The sequence below is a fragment of the Roseibium sp. Sym1 genome, from assembly GCF_027359675.1.
Taxonomy (GTDB): Bacteria; Pseudomonadota; Alphaproteobacteria; order Rhizobiales; family Stappiaceae; genus Roseibium.
The window spans coordinates 6,657,329-6,676,233 of record NZ_CP114786.1; the positions used below are offsets into that span (position 1 = coordinate 6,657,329).

12 protein-coding genes are annotated in these 18,905 nt (G+C 62.1%); 7 read left to right on the forward strand and 5 right to left on the reverse strand.

Annotation, left to right across the window (positions count from 1 at the left end):
• Positions 1 to 77: 77 nt before the first annotated feature.
• Entirely contained in the window at positions 78 to 2,993 is a 2,916-nt protein-coding gene (locus O6760_RS30510) for a cation:proton antiporter domain-containing protein (protein WP_269583416.1), read from the forward strand.
• Positions 2,994 to 3,829: 836 nt separating this feature from the next.
• Here the strand turns inward: O6760_RS30510 and O6760_RS30515 are convergent.
• The 5 genes from O6760_RS30515 to O6760_RS30535 form a co-directional block, all read right to left on the reverse strand.
• Positions 3,830 to 4,636 carry a mechanosensitive ion channel family protein gene (locus O6760_RS30515; RefSeq protein WP_269583417.1) on the reverse strand — a complete coding sequence of 269 codons (807 nt, stop codon included), beginning with the start codon at positions 4,634 to 4,636 and terminating at the stop codon, positions 3,830 to 3,832.
• Positions 4,637 to 4,777: 141 nt separating this feature from the next.
• Positions 4,778 to 6,295, reverse strand: coding sequence for an ankyrin repeat domain-containing protein (locus O6760_RS30520; protein WP_269583418.1), 1,518 nt, complete (start codon positions 6,293 to 6,295; stop codon positions 4,778 to 4,780).
• 188 nt (positions 6,296 to 6,483) lie between these two features.
• Entirely contained in the window at positions 6,484 to 7,347 is an 864-nt protein-coding gene (locus O6760_RS30525; protein WP_269583419.1) for an SDR family oxidoreductase, read from the reverse strand.
• 173 nt (positions 7,348 to 7,520) lie between these two features.
• Positions 7,521 to 8,264, reverse strand: a complete 744-nt coding sequence (locus O6760_RS30530) for a crotonase/enoyl-CoA hydratase family protein (protein WP_269583420.1) — start codon at positions 8,262 to 8,264, stop codon at positions 7,521 to 7,523.
• Positions 8,265 to 8,283: 19 nt separating this feature from the next.
• Positions 8,284 to 10,068 (reverse strand): acyl-CoA dehydrogenase, encoded by a 1,785-nt coding sequence (locus tag O6760_RS30535; protein WP_269583421.1) that lies wholly within the window; start codon positions 10,066 to 10,068, stop codon positions 8,284 to 8,286.
• A 220-nt stretch (positions 10,069 to 10,288) separates the two neighbouring features.
• On the opposite strand from O6760_RS30535, the gene O6760_RS30540 reads away from it, so the two are divergent.
• The 6 genes from O6760_RS30540 to O6760_RS30565 all read left to right on the forward strand — a co-directional run bounded on the left by O6760_RS30540 (position 10,289) and on the right by O6760_RS30565 (position 18,900).
• Positions 10,289 to 11,284: an L-threonylcarbamoyladenylate synthase gene (locus tag O6760_RS30540; RefSeq protein WP_269583422.1), complete on the forward strand. Its 996-nt coding sequence runs from the start codon at positions 10,289 to 10,291 to the stop codon at positions 11,282 to 11,284.
• Positions 11,285 to 12,109: 825 nt separating this feature from the next.
• Positions 12,110 to 13,039 (forward strand): histone deacetylase family protein, encoded by a 930-nt coding sequence (locus tag O6760_RS30545; protein WP_269583423.1) that lies wholly within the window; start codon positions 12,110 to 12,112, stop codon positions 13,037 to 13,039.
• Between the two features lie 164 nt (positions 13,040 to 13,203).
• Positions 13,204 to 13,452 carry an exodeoxyribonuclease VII small subunit gene (locus O6760_RS30550; protein ID WP_269583424.1) on the forward strand — a complete coding sequence of 83 codons (249 nt, stop codon included), beginning with the start codon at positions 13,204 to 13,206 and terminating at the stop codon, positions 13,450 to 13,452.
• Between the two features lie 366 nt (positions 13,453 to 13,818).
• Complete coding sequence (locus O6760_RS30555; RefSeq protein ID WP_269583425.1) at positions 13,819 to 14,985, forward strand: helix-turn-helix transcriptional regulator; 1,167 nt, start codon at positions 13,819 to 13,821, stop codon at positions 14,983 to 14,985.
• A 348-nt stretch (positions 14,986 to 15,333) separates the two neighbouring features.
• Positions 15,334 to 17,295, forward strand: a complete 1,962-nt coding sequence (gene dxs / locus O6760_RS30560) for a 1-deoxy-D-xylulose-5-phosphate synthase (RefSeq protein WP_269583426.1) — start codon at positions 15,334 to 15,336, stop codon at positions 17,293 to 17,295.
• A 207-nt stretch (positions 17,296 to 17,502) separates the two neighbouring features.
• Positions 17,503 to 18,900, forward strand: coding sequence for an MFS transporter (locus O6760_RS30565; RefSeq protein ID WP_269583427.1), 1,398 nt, complete (start codon positions 17,503 to 17,505; stop codon positions 18,898 to 18,900).
• The last annotated feature ends 5 nt before the right edge of the window (positions 18,901 to 18,905 follow it).

Genomic DNA, 18,905 nt, shown 5'->3' on the forward strand with positions numbered 1-18,905 from the left:
CATGAGACTGTGAAATAACAGTCGGCGTATTTGAAATTGCCGCAATCGCGGTGCACCATGCCACGATGGAAACACCTTTGATAACAGGCGCTTTTGCGCTGCTGCTGATCACGATTTCCCTGCTGCAGCCGCTCGCGCGCCGGCTCGGACTGGCACCCAGCGTCCTGTTGGCCACCGTCGGCACGCTGATCGGCATCCTGGCGATCTACCTGCGCTACACGGCCGAGACCGATTCCTTCAATGCCATAGCGGATGTCTTCATCAATCCTCCGCTGGATTCGGAGATGATCCTCTACATCTTCCTGCCGATCCTCCTGTTCCAGACCGCCCTGACCCTGGACGTCCGCAGGATCATGGAAGACATCGCGCCCATCCTGGTGATGGCCGTCGTCGCCGTCTTCGTCGCGACCGCCTTCATCGGCTTCGGCCTCTACCCGCTGGCCCTGCTGTTCTCCCTGCCCGAAATCGGGCTGATCGCCTGCCTCCTGCTCGGGGCAATCGTGGCAACAACCGACCCGGTGGCCGTCGTGGCCATATTCCGGGATATCGGCGCTCCGGCGCGTCTCGGCCGGATTGTCGAGGGCGAAAGCCTGTTGAACGATGCCGCGGCCATCGTGATCTTCGTCATCCTGCTGCACATGCTGACCGGTCAGAACTCCCTGACCGTCAGCGAAGCCCTGATCGCTTTCTGCCGGTCCTTTGCCGGCGGCATCATTGTCGGTGCTCTCCTGGGACGGATCGCCGTCGGCCTGCTGCCGCTGATGCGCGATCTTCCGCTGGCGCAGGTGACACTCAGCCTGGCCCTGCCCTACGGCACCTACGTGCTCAGCGACCAGTTCGTCGATGTCTCGGCCGTGGTCGCGGTAGTTTGCGCCGGCACGGTGTTCAATTTTTACGGACTTGCCCGGATACAGCCCTCGAGCTGGCAGTTCCTGCATGCGGTCTGGGAGCAGATTTCGTTCTGGGCCGCCTCGCTGATCTTCCTGCTGTCGGCGATCCTGATCCCGCGCTTCGTGGAAGGTTTCACACCGCTCGACATTTTGCTGTTGCTGATCGTGATCATTGCCGCCCTGGCCGCCAGAGGCGTCGTGATTTTTGGCGTGTTGCCGTTCCTGAGCGTGTTCAGGATGGGCCAGTCGGTCAACACCAAGTTCAAGACCGTGATCCTGTGGGGCGGCATGCGCGGCGCCGTCACCCTAACGCTTGCCCTGTCCGTGTCCGAACACCCGTTGCTGTCCACGGAGGTTTCGGGTTTCGTGACCAAGCTGGCCACGGGCTTTGTCCTGTTCACGCTCCTGGTCTATGGCACCAGCCTGAAACCGCTGATCCGCCTGCTCGGCCTCGACCGGCTCAATGCCCGCGACGAGGCACTGCGGACGCAGTTTCTGGCACTCGCCCTGTCGGACGTCCGCCACGAACTCGAAACGGCGGCCAGCAACTATCACATTGGCCCTGTCGTCACCGGTGCGGTCCTGAAGGACTACGAGGTCCGGGCCGCGGCAGCCGCGCAGACCAGCAAGCTGGAGGAGCTGAAGGATTGGGACCGTGTGCGCATGGGCCTGATCGCCCTCGCCGATCGCGAACAGCAGCTGGTTCTCGAGCATTTTCACGAGAAGACCCTCTCGGGCCGGTCGGTTTCACGTTTTCTGACGCTGACCGGCAGGACCGGTGACCTCGCCCGTAGCGACGGCCGGTCCGGCTACAACAAGGCCACGCGCCAGCCACTCAAGTTCGGCCTCGGTTTTCGCCTGGCCCAGACCCTGCAGCGACGCCTGCGCATTGCCCGCCCCCTTGCGATCCGGCTGGCCGACCGCTTCGAATTCCTGCTGGTCTACAGGATCCTCGCCGACGAATTGATCGTCTTCAACAACCGGCGGATCAGGCCTCTCCTGGGCGACCGCGTTGCCGACATTCTCCAGGACACGCTGACGATCAGGCAAGACGAGACCCTGGCGGCCATCGACGCGTTGCGCCTGCAATATCCCGATTATGCCGACGCGCTCGAGGGCCAGTTCCTGCGCAAGGCCGGCGTTCGCCTCGAGGAAACAGCGTATGACGAGGCCAAGGAGCAGATGCTGATCGGCACGGAACTGCATCGCGACCTCCTGCGCGATGTCGAGCGCGCACGGCGTGAATGCCACACCAGGCCGAAACTGGATCTCGGCCTCAAGACCCGTGAGCTGGTCAGCGCGCACCCCCTGTTCGCAGACCTGCCGAAGAAGCAGCAAAAGGCAATCCGCCGCATGATGCGACCGCAATTCGCGACACCGGGCGAGACACTGATCCGCAAGGGCGACAGGGGCGACGCGGCCTATTTCATCGCGTCCGGTGCCGTGGAGGTGCGGACGCCGACCCACAACGTTCGTCTCGGACGTGGCGATGTTTTCGGCGAGATCGCCCTGATGACCGGAGGCCGGCGCAGCGCAGACGTGGTCGCGCTCGGCTATTGCCAGTTGCTGAGCCTCCGGGCGCAGGACTTCAAGGCCTTGATGAGCGAACACGAAGACCTGCGCCAGCACGTGGTCTCGCTTGCGAAAAAACGACAGCTGATGAATACGGACGACCAGGAGGCGGATATCGAGGATCCGGTGGTTCCCGTGTTTGTAGACGCTGCGATCACGTCCCGGGACGGCGATACCGCGATCGACGACGGGGAACAGGTGTCCGAGATCAGCTCTGCGGAAACGGCGGCAGCCGAAGACGCCGAGTTGGACGAAACGGAAACCGTGCCTGAAGACGACAGGACGGTCACGCAGGAAGATGCAAATTCAGAGGAAGCTGCGCCAAAGGAACAATCCTCGGAGGAAGCCCGGCCAGTCGATGGTACACACGAGGAGCCTGGCGAGGCGAGACGAGAGCTTTCGGAAGAGAAGACCGGGCCAGATGCCGAGAAGCCCACTGAAACCAAGTCGGCACCGACCGGTGAAGACGCCACTCGGGACGCGGCTGAAACCCGGAACAAGGACCTGAAGAAGGAAGCGGAAACGGCGTGAGGCCGGCAAAGCGCACATTGCCGGCCCAACTTTCGGAACCGGCTAAGCGCTATCATCTCACGTGGTGTCATCCCCTGCGGAATGTTCAGACTTGAGAGATGGTTTACGCCTGTTCGGGGACATGGTTTACACCTTTATCTAGTTCTCAGGTCTGAACACGGAAGCGGGGATGACAGTTTTGGGGAAGCGGCTTTCCAACCGAGTTGTTGGACGCGGATCGATCAAACGCCCTCACCGTCGTCCTTGCAGGGCCTGACCCACTGGTGTCCGGTCAGGCAGGAGCCGCTGCGCGCAAACAGGCTTCGCCGCTTGTTCCCCTCTCCCTTTGGAGGGCAGGGCAATCGCATTTGGCAGAGCATGGCCCCCTCTCCCTGTGGGAGAGGGTTGGGGTGAGGGAACAAACGCCTGAGACCTGCAGAAAAGTCTGCCCCCTCACCCGGACCTTCGGTCCGACCTCTCCCCGTGGGAGAGGTAAATTTGGCGACTGCGGACAGGACGTTAGTCAAATGCGATTGCCCTGCCCTGGAGGGGGATGTTCGGGAACCGGACAGAGGGGGGGCGCAGCGGTTCCTCGAATTCGGAAAAGGCCCTGTATGCTGAGAGATTGCCCCCCCCCTGTCTCCTGTCGGAGACATCTCCCCCTCCAGGGGGGCGACTGGAACAAGCGGCGAAATCTGTTTGCGCGCAGCGGCTCCTGCCCGACCGGACAGCAGTGGGCCTGACCCGGCAATCCATACCGTTGCGATTCAACAGGTGACGGTATTCGCTTGGCACTGAAACGGCATGGATGCCATGGTCGGGCCAGGGCATAACGAACAGGTGGGCGTGAATGCCCCCTACCCCGCCTTCTGGATTTCCACCGAATGCGGATAGGGAATGGAAATGCCGCCGGCGTCGAACGCTTCCTTGACCGCCTTCAGCATGTGGAATTTCAGTTCCCAGTAGTCGCCGGCATCGCACCAGAGGCGCACGCCGAGGTCGACGGAACTGTCGCCCAGGTTGGTGAGCCGCACCCAGGGTTCCGGGTCCTTGTGGACACGTGCGTCCGCATTGGCGACATCGAGGATGATCTGGACCGCCTTGTCGATGTCGTCGCCATAGTCGATGCCGAAGGTCAGATCGAGGCGGCGGGTCGAATGGGCGGAGAAATTGGTCACCACGGTGCCCCAGGCCTTGCCGTTTGGCATGATGATCTGGACGTTGTCCGGGGTCACAAGCTCCGTCACGAAGATGTTGAGGTCCTTGACCGTTCCGGAAGTCCCGCCGATGTCGACAAACTGTCCGACCTTGTAGGGCCGGAAGATGATCAGCATCACACCCGCGGCCAGGTCACTGAGCGTTCCCTGGAGGGCAAGGCCGATGGCAAGCGTGCCGGCGCCGAGCACGGCGACCAGGCTGGTGGCCTGAATGCCGAAGAGCTGCAGGATCGCGATCACCGTGATCAGCAGGATCAGCCAGCGTACGATCGAGGACGCAAAGCCGCCGATCGTGTCGTCGATGCGCGGGTGGCTGACAATCCGCTTCTTTGCAAGAGCGGCGAGAAATCCGGCCAGGAACCAGCCGATGATCAGTACAACTAGGGCTTTCACCGCGTTGATCACCAGTGGCATCCAGACGCTGACCTGGTCCATTGCGCTATCCATGAAATCTTCTCCGTCCTGAAAAAACGAATTCAATACGTAGAAGTTCTAACAGTGGATCGATTTGCTGGCCAGCACCGCGCTCCGTCAAATTCGGCTGGCATCTTCGGCACCGGACAGACCGCCCCGGCGCCGTCACGGGCGTCAGGCCGGGCTCTCACGCCATTCCTCCAGAAACGCCACCATTTCCGGATTGCCGCAGCCGGCGATATAGCGTGGCTCGAGCACGCTCCCCGCTTCCAGAAGCAACCGCGCGCAGGAAACGTGATCCGCGTCCGGCCGGTGCGGCGCGAACTCGGAGCCATGGACCACCGTGTCGAGGGCGTCGCCGCCATAGCGGTTCCTGCGCGCCAGATCCGGACGAAAAGACAGGAAGAACGCCAATTCCGGCGCAAGGCCGTTCCAGCCGGCCAGATGCAGCGGCGGCAGGCCCATATAGTCGGTCTGGTCGGGATCCAGTCCCGCCGCGATCAGCGCCTTCAGGTGCCTAAGCCGTCCGGGTTGTCCCGCGAGCTCGGTGAGAAGGCTCCGGTCCTCCTCGCTGAGTGTGGCGAGGTCCAGTTTTCCGGGCTCTGGTGCTCCGTCCGCACAAGCGGCCAGTACACTCTCGTTGGCGGACAAGGGGCCTGCATGACCCTGCCTCTCCAGATATTGCGCCGCCGCCCGGTTGCCGTGGATACGGGCCAGAGCATAGGCCGTGTGCCCGCTCCAGACAGCGTCCGCGTCCGCGCCGAATTCCAGGAGCAAGGCCATGACCTCTGGCGACCGGCCGCGCCGCACCGCCTGGTGCAGGGAGGGGATTGTGTTCATCGGCAGGCCGCTCGGGTGGTCCGGCTCGGTGACGTTCGGATCGGCCCCTGCCTCCAGAAGCAGCCGGACCTTGCGGATGTCGTCGAAATCGAGCGCGCGCGGCAGGGCGTTGGTTCCGTTCGGGCGGGCACCGTGCTTCAGAAGCAGCTCCAGCGCGTGCGCCTGGCCAAGCTCCGTCGCGTGATAGAGGCTCTCGTTGTCATTCGGATCGGCGCCCTTTTCCAGGAACCAGCGGCCGAGTTCGAAATTGTCGGCGTGACACAGCGCGCCATAGAGCGCGGAGAGCGTGTGATCCGCGCCAGGCTCCGGTGGATAGCCGTCATTCACATCCGCGCCGTTCGCGACAAGCATCTCGGCGATCGCCAGCATGTCCGCCCGCTTTTCCGGACTGCGGTGGATTTCCCTGGAAAAGGCCAGATGCAGAAGAGGACTGCGCGGACCGACCTTGCGCGTGCCAGCAGCCGGGTCGGCGGCAAGGGCCGCATGTACCGCCGCCGGATCGATCAGGGCGACTTGCAGACCGAGATTGTCGTCTTTCAGCGACGGGTCATCCGCCAGGAGCCTGTCCGTGATCCAGTGCTGTCCATGATAGAGCGCGATCTTCAATCGCTCGGCTCTCTCGGCCCGGGTCATGGCCAAGGATTCATGCGCAAATTTCAGCTTCGGCCAGCTGTCGTGGCCGGCTTCGCGGGCAATCACATGCAGGAAATCGGCATGTCTCAGACCCTTCGCCGGATCGACATGGGCGGCAACGCGCGCAATCGCGTCCGCGTCCCCCTTCAAATGGGCCTTGCGCAGGCGGCGGGCGGATTTCTTGTAAGCCTCAAGGGAAGATGCAGGTCCGTCGGACATGGCTTTTCTCCTGTTTGAAAAGCCCGGGTGATCCGCTTGTGTCGGGCGCAGGTGAAAAACCGGCAAGTATCGTCGGGTGTCAGGGTGCTTTCGCTTTCCGCGGATCCGGCTGCCGCCCTCGTCGGCACCGGAATCCTGCAGGAACGGGCAAGGCATTGCAAGCCCGTTCCGGTGTCCACCCTCTCTGCTCAGCCTTTTGCGGGGCCGAGGTCGCAAGGCGCCTCGCTGTCGTCCGGCACGAAGAAATCCGGGGCCAGCGCAAGGCTCGGGTCGACACGGTACTTGTCGAAGTCGGTGACACCGCGGCTTGCCAGGAACGTGTCGTCGATAAGGAACTGGCCGGTGAACTCCTTCGACGGCGAGGTGAAGATCTCGTAGGCGGCATCGGCCAGGATGGCCGGCGTCCGGCTCTGCTGCATCATCTTGTCGCCGCCAATGATGTTCTTGATCGCCGCCGTCGCGATCGTGGTGCGCGGCCAAAGTGCGTTGACCGCGATGCCCTTGGAGCGCAGCTCGCCGGCCAGGCCCAGCACCACAAGGCTCATGCCGTATTTGGCGATCGAATAGGGCGTGAACGGAGCGAACCACTTTTCCTGCATGTCGAGCGGCGGCGACAGCATCATGATATGCGGGTTGTCCGCGTTCTTGAGATGCTCGATCGCGTGTTTGGAACAGGCCAGAGTTCCGCGTGTGTTGATCTGGTGCATCAGGTCGAAACGCTTCATGTCGGTCTGCTGCAGGGGCGTGAGCTGGATGGCGCTGGCATTGTTCACCAGAATGTCGAGCCCGCCGAAATGGGCCGCCGTCTTGTCGATGGCTTCCTTGACGGCTTCATCGTCACGAACGTCGAGCACCACCGGCAAAGCCTTGCCGCCCGCTGCTTCAATCTCTTCTGCGGCGGTAAAGATCGTGCCTTCGAGCTTCGGGTGGGGCTCGGCGGTTTTCGCCGCGACAGCGATGTTGGCGCCGTCACGCGCCGCGCGCAGTGCGATTTCCTTGCCGATTCCGCGTGAGGCGCCGGTGATGAAAAGTGTCTTCCCCTTCAGGGACATGGTCGTTCCTCCATATGTCGCTTTGTGCGACGACCTTACGGTCTCCAATGTTGTCATCCCGGCCAAGCGAAGCGACGAGCCGGGACCCAGGATTCCGGGACCGTTGTTTTCCTCACCGAAGATGAAGTTTCCTGGGTCCCCGCTTCCGCGGGGATGACATTTCATTTTATGGCTCAGGCCTTCTTCTTCATCATAAAGGCCTGGAAGGCGGCGATGGTTTCCGGAGCGCTCAGACGGCTGGCGAAGATCCTGATCTCCTCCTCCACGCGATCCGACAGCACTGAAATGTCGCCGCGCAGCAGTTTTCTCGAGAGCGCCATGGCTTCAGGCGGCTTCGAGGCAATCTCCTTCGCGCATGCCAAAGCCGCCGCATCGACATCTCCCTCGACCACTTCGTTGACGAGGCCGCAGGCGGCCGCCTTCTCCGCGGAGAAACCCTTGCCGAGGCACAGCAGCTCGAACGCCCGGGCATGGCCCATCAGCTGCGGACCGAGCAGGCTGGACCCGGCCTCCGGCACCAGGCCGAGATCGACGAAAGGCGAGCGGATCAGGGAGCGCGGGCTGGCAAAGACCATGTCGCAATGCATCAGCAACGTTGTGCCGACACCGATGGCGATGCCGTCGACGGATGCGACCAGCGGCTTCTCGTTGCGGACCAGCGCCCGCAGGAAGTGCACGACCGGCGTTTCGTCGAGGCCGGCCTTGCCGGCATGTTGCAGGAAGTCGCCGATGTCGTTGCCGGCGGTAAAGACCTCCGGCTGGCCACAGATCAGCTGGCAGCGGATGCCGTCATCGCCGTTGCCGGTCTCGAGCGCTTCGGCAAGGGCGTTGTACATGTCCCCCGTCAGGGCATTCTTCTTCTCCGGCCGGTCCAGACGCAGGACCCGGACGCCGTCTTCAATCGATTTCTGTATCATCAGGTGCTCCAGGGCCGGTTCAGGAGGCCAGCGTTTCCGGATCGAAGGTCTGTATCGCCTCCGCCGACAGAAGGATGTCGGACTTCAGGCCGGCTGTTTCTCCCAACGTGGTTTCGCAGTAACCGCGCGCCAGCAGCGTGCGTTCTGCCAACCGCTGCGCCTGTTCCCCGGCGGAGCGCAGGGCGCCCTTGGCCAGAAGCGCGCCGCCAAGCGCCAGTCCGGCCAGCCGCAGGTAGGGTGTTGCACCCGAGAGTGCGTCGGCAACCCGGCCATCGGCCTGCGCCGCCAGCATGTAGTCGGTCGCCTCGGCCAAATCCTGAAGGCTTGCCGCGAGCCGCTCCGCCGTCGCGCCGAATTCCGGCCGGTTGGACGCGGCAACCTCGTCCGCAATGGCGGTCAGTTCCGCTATGAAACCCTTGACATGTGCGCCGCCGGACAGCGGCAGCTTGCGCGTCACCAGGTCGATCGACTGGATGCCGTTGGTGCCTTCGTAAATCGGGGCGATGCGGGCATCCCGCAGGTGCTGCGCGGCACCTGTTTCCTCGATAAAACCCATGCCGCCGTGGATCTGGACACCGAGCGAGGCGACCTCGACACCGAAATCGGTCGACAACGCCTTGGCAATCGGCGTCAGCAGGCTGGCGCGTTCGCTCCAGAAGGTCCTGCCGTCGGCATCTCCGGCGGCATTCGCCATGTCGATGGCATGGGCACAGGCGTAGCAGATCGCCCGGGCAACCTGGGTCCTCGACTTCATGCCAAGCAGCATGCGTTTGATGTCCGGATGGCGCGCGATCGGGCTCATGCCGTCCTCGCCCGTATCCCCCGGCGCCCGGCCCTGCTTGCGTTCGATCGCATAGGCTAGAGCGTGCTGGTAGGCGCGCTCGGCAACCCCCAGCCCCTGGATGCCGACCGCGAGGCGGGCGTTGTTCATCATGGTGAACATGCAGGCGAGGCCCCGGTTCTCCTCACCGATCAGCCAGCCTTTCGCGCCGCCTTCGTCGCCATAGACCATGGTGCAGGTCGGCGAACCGTGAATACCCATCTTGTGCTCGACCCCGGCCACCTTGACGTCGTTGCGTTCGCCGAGCGTGCCGTCGTCATTGACCAGGAATTTCGGCACCAGAAACAGGGAAATGCCCTTGGTGCCGGGAGGCGCGTCCGGCAGGCGCGCCAGCACCATATGGATGATGTTGTCGGTCAGGTCGTGGTCGCCATAGGTGATGAAGATCTTCTGGCCGAAGATGCGGTAGGTGCCGTCGTCGTTGCGTTCCGCCTTGGCCTTCAGGGCGTTGAGGTCCGACCCGGCCTGCGGCTCGGTCAGGTTCATGGTGCCCATCCACTCGCCGGAAACCAGTTTTTCCAGGTACCTGGCCTTCAGGTCCTCGGAAGCATGTTTTTCCATGGCCTCGACGGCGCCGATGGTCAGGGTCGGTCCGATGGCGAAAGCCATGGACCCGGAGTTCCACATCTCCAGCGCCGCCGCGGACAGCATCTGCGGCAGCCCCTGGCCTCCGGATTCCGGATCGGCGGTCAGTCCGTTCCAGCCGCCCTCGATCCAGGCATGATAGGCCTCGCGCCAGCCCGGAGGCGTCGACACATTGCCGTTTTCCAACGGCGTGCCATGCCGGTCGGCAACAGCGTTGAGCGGCGCGATCTCCTCGGCCGAGAACCGGCCGGCCTCGGTGAGAATGGCATCGACAAGATCGTCACTCAATTCCGCATAACGGGCACTTTCCCGAAGATCTCCCAGTCCGCAGACTTGTTTCAGCGTAAAGGCGATCTCATCGACAGGGGCGCGATACATTCAGGTCCTCCCAAACCGGCCGGGGCGGGTTCGCACCGACGCATGACTGTTTTTTGGCTGTTCCGAGCTTGACGGATGCGAGGCTTCTCCGCAAAAGGCGCTATCGGCAGCGATTTGAGTGGACAATAGACCAGTTGACGTTAACGTCAACCCGTATCGCAGCGGCAGGTCATCGTCTTTTTGGTCAATTCGCAGGAACCCAACGGGCGAGACACGCGACATGCAGCGCTGGACACTCGACATCCACAGCCCCGGCTGGCAGACCGCTCCTGAAGCGGATGACGTCTGCAAGGCACTTCTGGCCGGCGACCTTGTCGCGGTGCCGACCGAGACGGTCTACGGTCTTGCCGCCGACGCCACCAACGGCGCCGCCTGCGCGAAAATATTCGAGGCCAAGGGCCGACCCCAGTTCAATCCCCTGATCTCCCATGTGGCCTCCCTCGACGCTGCCCTGGATCACGGCATCTTCAACAAGCAGGCTCTTGCGCTTGCCGAGGCCTTCTGGCCGGGTCCGCTGACCCTGGTCGTTCCGAAACGCGAGACCTCGCAGATCTCAGACCTGGCAACCGCGGGTCTGGACACGGTTGCCCTGCGTGTGCCCGACGGACCGGTGATGCGCTTTCTGTCGGAAAAAACCGGACGTCCGCTGGCAGCGCCCAGCGCCAACAGGTCCGGCAGGATCAGCCCGACCCGGGCCGAAGACGTGGTTGCCGATCTTGAAGACGCCCTGAGCTTCGTGATCGACGCCGGACCTTGCGCGGTTGGCATCGAGTCGACGATTGTCGGCCTGGCCGACGGCACACCACGGCTGCTTCGACCCGGTGGCATTGCCCGGGAAGACGTCGAGACCGTTCTGGGAATGGCCCTTGCGGGCGCCAGCCCGGCCATGCGGCCGGACGCACCGGCAGCGCCCGGCATGCTGTCGTCGCACTATGCTCCCGACGCCCGCATGATCCTCAACGCACGGGAAGCCGCACCCGAGGACGCCCTGCTCTCCTTTGGCCCCGACCCCTTGCCGGGGGCAACTCAAGCGCACGCGGAATTCAATCTGAGCCCCAGCGGTGACCCTCGTGAAGCCGCCGCCAACCTGTTCCGCGCCATGAGAATTCTCGATTCCAGCGGCGCGAAGACGATCCGGGTTCAATTTATCCCCAACTTTGGCCTCGGCGAAGCCATCAACGACCGGTTGCGCCGCGCCGCGGCCCCGCGTGACTAAAGATACGCGCCCGGTAGAAACCAGATGCCTGCGGCGGATTGGCCCGCTCCTTCTGGCACATTCTTCATCACGGATTCAAAAAGCCTGAAATATCAGCAGTTCGTGCGGCAATCCTGATTCAGAAGTTGAACCGCGATCACCTGAAGTTAATCAGCACAAGCTCCAAGCTTCCGTTTTAACGGACAACTACTGCAAGCTCGAGCAACCTGATTTAGGTTAAGCAATTCATACAATAGAAGCCTACAAATCTGCACCTGCCTCAAACTTATCAACACCATAACCCAAATGGATTACGGTAAAAAGCTCGCATTCCCTTACTGGAATCACGTAGTTTAAGAATCAGATTTGAGATGCAGCGGACCTCCCCTCGGGCATTGCGGTGCTCGCACCTCTGAAAGGGCCGGCTTACACATAGCCGGCCTATTTTTTTGCGATACGGTCAAAAAAAAAGCGGAACGCCCCTTCCCCCTCCCCAAGGTCCAATTCCGATAGTCCATCGACACTTGCGGCAGAACTCTATGGCTACCGGGCCTGAAACATTTCTGCTTCCTGCACCTGTCTTCGTCCGAAACATCCAACGGTGGCCGGCGGCGAGCGGTTCGCCATCGTGACGCGCGGAACTGGCGGCGGTGAAGCCCGCGACACTCCGGACAACACTGTTCCACTTTCATGGAACCGGTGTTTTCGCCGTTTCTGAACAAGCCTGCGGCTCAAACCAGGTCTTCGCGAAACGCATTTACTTTCCGACAATTGACAGTCTCCATTGCAAGCGATCTGATAACCGGCAAAGACAACCTGAACAATCGACCTTCCGGAAACGCCTCCTTGTCCACATTGATCCTGCACCATCCGTCTTATCTCGACCACCTGACACCGGTGGGACATCCCGAACGTCCGGACCGGATCCGGGCCATCGACCGGATTCTGGAACACGAGAAATTCCAGTCCGTGGAGCGGGATATGGCACCGATGGGCGCCGTGGAGGACATCGCGCGCGCGCATCCGATGAGCTATGTCGATCAGATACACCGGCTTGCTCCGGAGGAAGGCACGGCGCGGGTCGACGCGGACACCACCATGTCTCCCGGCACCTGGGAAGCCGCGTTGCGCGGTGTCGGCGGTGCCTGCCGGGCCGTCGACGAGGTTCTGACGAACAGGGTCAGCAATGCCTTTTCCGCGTCCAGGCCTCCCGGACACCACGCGGAAAAGACCCGGGCGATGGGCTTCTGCTTTTTCAACAACGCCGCTGTGGCCGCACGTTACGCTCAAGCCAAATATGGGCTCGACAGGGTTGCGATCGTCGATTTCGACGTTCATCACGGCAACGGCACGCAGGACATCTTCTGGGACGACGCCTCGATGATGTACTGTTCCACGCACCAGATGCCGCTCTATCCGGGCTCGGGCGCCGCTTCCGAAACCGGTGAAGCCAACACGATTGTCAATGTTCCGCTGCCGCCGGGCGAGGACGGCACCGGCTTCAAGGAAGCCTTCGAGGTGGTGATCCTGCCGCGCCTCGAGCACTTCGCGCCGGAACTGGTCATCATTTCAGCGGGCTTTGATGCGCATGCACGCGACCCTCTCGGCGGGCTCAACCTGGTGGAAGCGGATTTCGCCTGGGCGACGCGGGCGCTGATGGATGTTGCCGACAAGCATGGCGACGGGCACCTGATTTCCGTTCTTGAAGGTGGATACGATCTGGAAGGTCTGGCCCGCTCGACCGCCGCGCACGTGATGACACTGATGACCGGCTGAGCTCCGGCAGATGCGTCCCAGGACGATCCTTGGCTCCGTCACGGCGCTCCTGCGTCAAAACCACGGGGATGACCTGCCCGAATTTCATTCGGTCCCTTGACCTTCGCCGCCCGGACCGCAAGTTTGCCTCGAGACTGACGAAACGCCGAAACACTGGATCGCCCATGACCGACGCAGCGAACGACATTTCCGGCCTCTCCTTTGAGGACGCCCTCAAGCAGCTTGAGACCATTGTGCGCGAGCTGGAGCAGGGCAACGTCCCGTTGGAGCGCAGTATCGACATGTATGAGCGCGGGGACGCGCTGCGCAAACATTGCGATACGCTTTTGAAATCCGCCGAAGCCAAGGTGGAGAAGATCCAGCTCGGACAGAATGGCGAAGCCGGCGGCACCGAAGCCCTCGACCCCCAGTAGACTGATTTCCGGCGGACTGTACCGCCCCTTTCCTGCGATTGCCCGCCAGACCGGCACAGCCGCCACGCGGGTCCCGTCCGGCCGGCCCGGCTCAGGTTCAGACATGTCCGCGGCACGCAGGCCGGACGCGGTCCGGCAACAAGAGAACGGCCGGCCGCACTGTCCGCAGCCCTGCGTGCGCCGGTTGAATTGCGCCGGTCTTCCTACTTCCAAAAGAGGCCGACAAGCTAAACTTTATTGCATGCATTGCCATGAAGGCGCCAAATTGCTAATTGTATAGAAAATAAACAGAGGCTTTTATGTAATAGTTAGTAGATCATGCAAGACTGGCCAGCACTCAACGAAACAGATCGCATAAATCTACTTATGCGAGTTCTTGAGTGCTCGACACAATCCGACGGATGGCCTCAAGTCCTCGATTTCATCGATGAAACACTCGGGTGCACATCCTTCCTGTCGGAATTCGACGAAAACGGCACGCCCCAGCCCCGGTTCGGCGGCACGCCCCCGGCCGAGACACTTGGGCAGGTCCTGCAGCGGATTGAAACCGAAGGCGGACGCACCGCACTCCAGTTTCTGCTGTCCGAAGCAGCGCTGTTTTATCCCTATTGCAAAACAACACTCGCCCGTAACGCGCCGGCCAGCGACCCGTCGAAGGACCATGCGCCAGATACAGTCGCGTCGCAGACCCCATCGCAGATGGAGGCTGCCGACGGATCCAGTGCCGAAGACAAGCTGCACATGGCGCCCGGGCTGGTTTCGCCGATCTGGCGCAGCGGACGATCCACCATCCTGTTCAGCTGTTTCTTTTCCTCGCATGATCTGGACGCTATCGACACCGACACTGCCAGCGAGACGTTTCGCACGATCGTCAAGATGCTCGAACCGGGACTGAACATCCACTTCGAGATGGAAAAGAAGCGCCTGGACAACGAACACCAGCGCCTGCTCCTGTCGTCCGCTGAAGGTCCGGCACTGCTCGTCAACGCAGATCGGGACATTCTTGCCTGGACACCATCCGCGCTGGAAGCCCTGGCTCGAGCGGACATCGCGTCCCAGGCGCGGCAAACACTCCTTGTTAAAAACAAGCAGCTGGACGCCGCGCTGCTGGAGCTGGCAGTCGCAACACGCCAGCATCCCGACAGGCAGTCCGGCATTGCCGGACCGCCCCCACAACGCTCCGTCTTCATCGCGGATCCGGAAGGCTTCCTGAAGCGGGTGACCATCAGCACCGTAATTCCGGCGCACCCGGCTCATAACCAGTCAGCAATGTTCGTTGTCAGGCTGGTGGAGACGCGGGAATTGTCCGGCGAAATCGAGAAATGCCTGCAGGACCATTTCGATCTCTCGCAGTCCGAGGCCCATCTGGCCCGGCATCTGACCGTGACCGGCTCGATGAACGCCACGGCCGATGACCTTGCCATCACCCGGAACACGGCAAAGACCCACCTGCGGCGCATCTATGAAAAGACCGGGGTGAACACACAACTCCAGCTGGCAATGCTCGTCCACAGGCTTGCGCAACTGTTCTGACATTTATCAGCGCGCCCTTTTCAAAGCTCCAAAAGGCTCGCAAGACAGGTTGTTTGCATCCGGCGCGGCTGCCTCACCGTGAACGAAAAATGGGGCCGCGAATTGCGACCCCAAGTTGATCACTGTGCACGTGGCCCCATCGACCACCCCTTTCCCTTAGGATAGATCCGCCCCCAAATCATCACCCAAAAGGGTGACTGAGAGCATTTTCATGGAAAGTTGCACATATTTTGCGATTCCAACTTTTAATTTAGTCGGACAAATTCAACGAAGGCTCGTACTCCTGACAATGACGGCCAATTTGGCACATTCCACTCGGCGAATTTGCGCCCTATATCCGGTTGGTGTATGCCTGCCCGCCTGTTTTCCAATCGTGGAGCGATCTCCAGCGTGACTTCCAAGCCTGAAACGCCTCTTCTCGACAAGGTCCATTCACCTGCGGACCTGCGTCGGCTTGAAGAATCCGACCTGCAACAGCTTGCTGAAGAATTGCGCTCGGAAACCATCGACGCCGTGTCGATCACGGGTGGCCACCTGGGAGCCGGGCTCGGCGTCGTCGAACTGACCGTCGCAATGCATTACGTGTTCAACACGCCCGAGGACAAGATCATCTGGGATGTCGGGCATCAATGCTACCCGCACAAGATCCTGACCGAGCGCCGCGACCGGATCCGCACCCTGCGCCAGGGAAACGGCTTGTCCGGCTTCACAAAACGGGCGGAAAGCGCGTATGACCCCTTTGGCGCGGCCCATTCGTCCACGTCGATTTCCGCCGGCCTCGGCATGGCCGCGGCGCGGGATCTGAAGGGCGGCGACAACAATGTCATCGCTGTTATCGGTGACGGCGCCATGTCCGCCGGCATGGCCTACGAAGCCATGAACAACGCCGGCCATCTCGGCTCCCGGCTGATCGTCATTCTCAATGACAACGACATGTCGATCGCCCCGCCTGTCGGCGCCATGTCGGCCTACCTGGCCAAACTCGTTTCCGGCCCGACCTACCAGACGCTGCGTGACGCGGCGAAGAACCTTGCCAAGAACCTGCCCAAGCAGATGTTCGAAAAGGCCGCCCGCGCCGAGGAATATGCGCGCGGTTTCTGGACCGGCGGCACGCTGTTCGAAGAGCTCGGGTTCTACTATGTGGGCCCGGTGGACGGGCACAACCTGGAGCACCTCCTACCCATCCTCAAGAATGTGCGGGACACCCATCACGGTCCGGTCCTCATTCATGCCGTGACCCAGAAGGGCAAGGGCTACGGTCCGGCGGAAGGTGCGAAGGACAAGTATCACGGCGTCGCCAAATTCGACGTTGTCACCGGCAAACAGTCGAAGCCGAAGGCGAATGCGCCCAGCTATACCAACGTGTTCGCGACCTCACTCATCAAGGAAGCGGAGACCGACGACAAGGTGGTCGCGATCACGGCGGCCATGCCGGACGGCACCGGGCTCGACCTGTTCGGCGAAGCCTATCCGGAGCGCACATTTGATGTAGGCATTGCCGAACAGCACGCCGTGACCTTCGCCGCGGGACTTGCCACGGAAGGCTACAAGCCCTTCGCGGCGATCTATTCCACGTTCCTGCAGCGCGCCTACGACCAGGTGATCCATGACGTCGCGATCCAGGGGCTGCCTGTCCGCTTCCCGATCGACCGGGCCGGTCTCGTCGGTGCTGACGGTCCGACCCATGCGGGCGCCTTCGACACCGCCTTTCTCACCTGCCTGCCAGGTTTCGTGGTCATGGCTGCGGCCGACGAGGTCGAGCTGCGCCACATGGTGGCCACGGCGGTCGCCTATGACGAGGGGCCGATCTCCTTCCGCTATCCGCGCGGCGAAGGCGTCGGCCTCGACCTGCCGGAACGCGGCAGCGTGCTGGAAATCGGCAAGGGCCTGATCCGCCGCGAGGGCACCAAGGTGGCGCTGCTCAGTTTCGGCGGACGCATGAGCGAATGCCTGAAGGCTGCAGAGGAGCTGGATGCGGCGGGCCTGTCGACGACCGTTGCCGATGCCCGTTTCGCGAAACCGCTCGACATGGACATGATCCGGCGGCTTGCCCGCGAACACGAGGTACTGGTAACGATCGAGGAAGGGTCCGCGGGCGGTTTCGGCAGCCATGTGCTGACGCGTCTGGCGGAAGAAGGCCTGCTCGACAACGGCCTGAAAGTGCGCACGCTCGCCCTGCCGGATGCATATCTCGACCAGGACAAGCCGGATGCCATGTACGCCAGGGCCGGTCTCAATTGCGACGGCATCCTGAAGACCGTGTTCACCGCGCTCGGCACGGCAACGCTGAGCGCGCCGCGGCGCGCCTGAGCGTGTTTCGCCACTTCCGCGACAAACGCTCCCCGCACCTGGCTTGGGGAGCGGGTTCGATTGATCATTGACACGGGCATAAAGACCTGAAAAGGCTGGATTTCAGCGACATTTGCGTCGGCAGCTGCCGGCGCGTTCGAATACGTGCCCGCGCAGGATGTCGGCAGGTCACTTCAGGCTTGCCGCGCACCTAATCAGGATGCCGCCATGGCTCAGACGCTCCTTTCCGTGTCCGCCCTCCTGTTGTCCGTTGCCCTGTTCATTTTCGGGCACGGCCTGCAGACGACCCTTTTGCCGCTGGCCGCGGACCGTTTCTATTTCACCGACCTCGAAATCGGTGCGATGTCGTCGGCCTATTTCGTAGGCATGGTTCTGGGCTGTCTCGGCGCTCCCCTGATCATCATGCGCGCCGGTCATATCCGTGCCTTCGCGGCGCTCGTGTCCCTGATGTCCGCATCGGCGATCATGCATCCGGTGATCGTCGATCCCTATGCCTGGTTCCTGATCCGCATGATCTCCGGTTTCTGCCTGGCGGGCTTCTACATGATCGTGGAGAGCTGGCTGAACGAAACGGCGACTAACGAAAACCGCGGCACGATCATGTCCTTCTACATCGTGATCCTGTTCGCGGCGCTGATGATGGGGCAGATCTCGATCGCGACGATGAGCATCTCCTCGTTCGTGCCCTTCGTGATCGCCTCGGTCACCGTCAGCATTGCGATCATCCCCATTTCGCTGACGACCTCGACGCAGCCGGCACCGATCACGCTTGTGCGGTTCCGCCCCAGACAACTTTACAGGAACTCTCCGGCCGCCTTTGTCGGCGTTGTCTTTGTCGGCGCGACCCAGGGCGCGCTCCTGACCCTGTCGCCGCTCTATGGCTCCCAGATCGGCCTGAGCACGAACCAGTCCGCGTTCTACGCCGCTGCGATCATCGGTGGCGGGATGCTGGCACAATGGCCGGTCGGACGCCTGTCGGACCGGATCGACCGCCGTCTCGTGCTGGTCGGACTTGGCATTGCCACCATCGCCGCCTCGCTCGCGATCGCGTTTTTCTCGCCGAATGAGTTCCTGGTTGCCATTGTCTCGGCAGTGCTGCTCGGCATGTTTACACAGCCGCTCTACGCGATTTCGGTTGCCCATGCCTTCGACCATGCGCCGTCGGAAGCCTTTGTCGAGACCTCTTCCGGCATGTTGCTGTCCTTTGGCATCGGCTCGATCGTCGGACCTCTTGCGGCGTCCCTGATCATGAGACAGATCGGTCCTTCCGGTCTGTTTGTCATGTTGATCGTGGCCAATATCGCCATGGTGGCCTTCATCCTGACCCGGATCTATGCGCGCCAGGCCCTTACCGCCGAAGAGAAGACGGACTTCGAATACACCTCCACGGCCCAGGTCGGTTCGGTCATTTCGCCGGAACCCCTGGATGCGGAAGCGGAAGAATATGTCATCCCGCCGGAAGAATTCCCGGCCTATGAGGACGACATCTACAATTTCGAGCATGCCGAAGAAGACACACCCAAGACCGACGAAGACGAGACCGGTGAGACCGCGGCCACACAAGACGATGCGACCGACGCCGAGGCATCCGACAAACGAAGTTGAGAGCG

What these genes read in the sequence shown, in the direction of transcription:
- O6760_RS30530 (WP_269583420.1), bottom strand. Translation starts at nt 8,264, where the DNA reads ATGATACAGAAATCGATTGAAGACGGCGTCCGGGTCCTGCGTCTGGAC.
- O6760_RS30565 (WP_269583427.1), top strand. Translation starts at nt 17,503, where the DNA reads ATGGCTCAGACGCTCCTTTCCGTGTCCGCCCTCCTGTTGTCCGTTGCC.
- O6760_RS30550 (WP_269583424.1), top strand. Translation starts at nt 13,204, where the DNA reads ATGACCGACGCAGCGAACGACATTTCCGGCCTCTCCTTTGAGGACGCC.
- O6760_RS30540 (WP_269583422.1), top strand. Translation starts at nt 10,289, where the DNA reads ATGCAGCGCTGGACACTCGACATCCACAGCCCCGGCTGGCAGACCGCT.
- O6760_RS30535 (WP_269583421.1), bottom strand. Translation starts at nt 10,068, where the DNA reads ATGTATCGCGCCCCTGTCGATGAGATCGCCTTTACGCTGAAACAAGTC.
- dxs (WP_269583426.1), top strand. Translation starts at nt 15,334, where the DNA reads ATGCCTGCCCGCCTGTTTTCCAATCGTGGAGCGATCTCCAGCGTGACT.
- O6760_RS30555 (WP_269583425.1), top strand. Translation starts at nt 13,819, where the DNA reads ATGCGAGTTCTTGAGTGCTCGACACAATCCGACGGATGGCCTCAAGTC.
- O6760_RS30525 (WP_269583419.1), bottom strand. Translation starts at nt 7,347, where the DNA reads ATGTCCCTGAAGGGGAAGACACTTTTCATCACCGGCGCCTCACGCGGA.
- O6760_RS30515 (WP_269583417.1), bottom strand. Translation starts at nt 4,636, where the DNA reads ATGGATAGCGCAATGGACCAGGTCAGCGTCTGGATGCCACTGGTGATC.
- O6760_RS30520 (WP_269583418.1), bottom strand. Translation starts at nt 6,295, where the DNA reads ATGTCCGACGGACCTGCATCTTCCCTTGAGGCTTACAAGAAATCCGCC.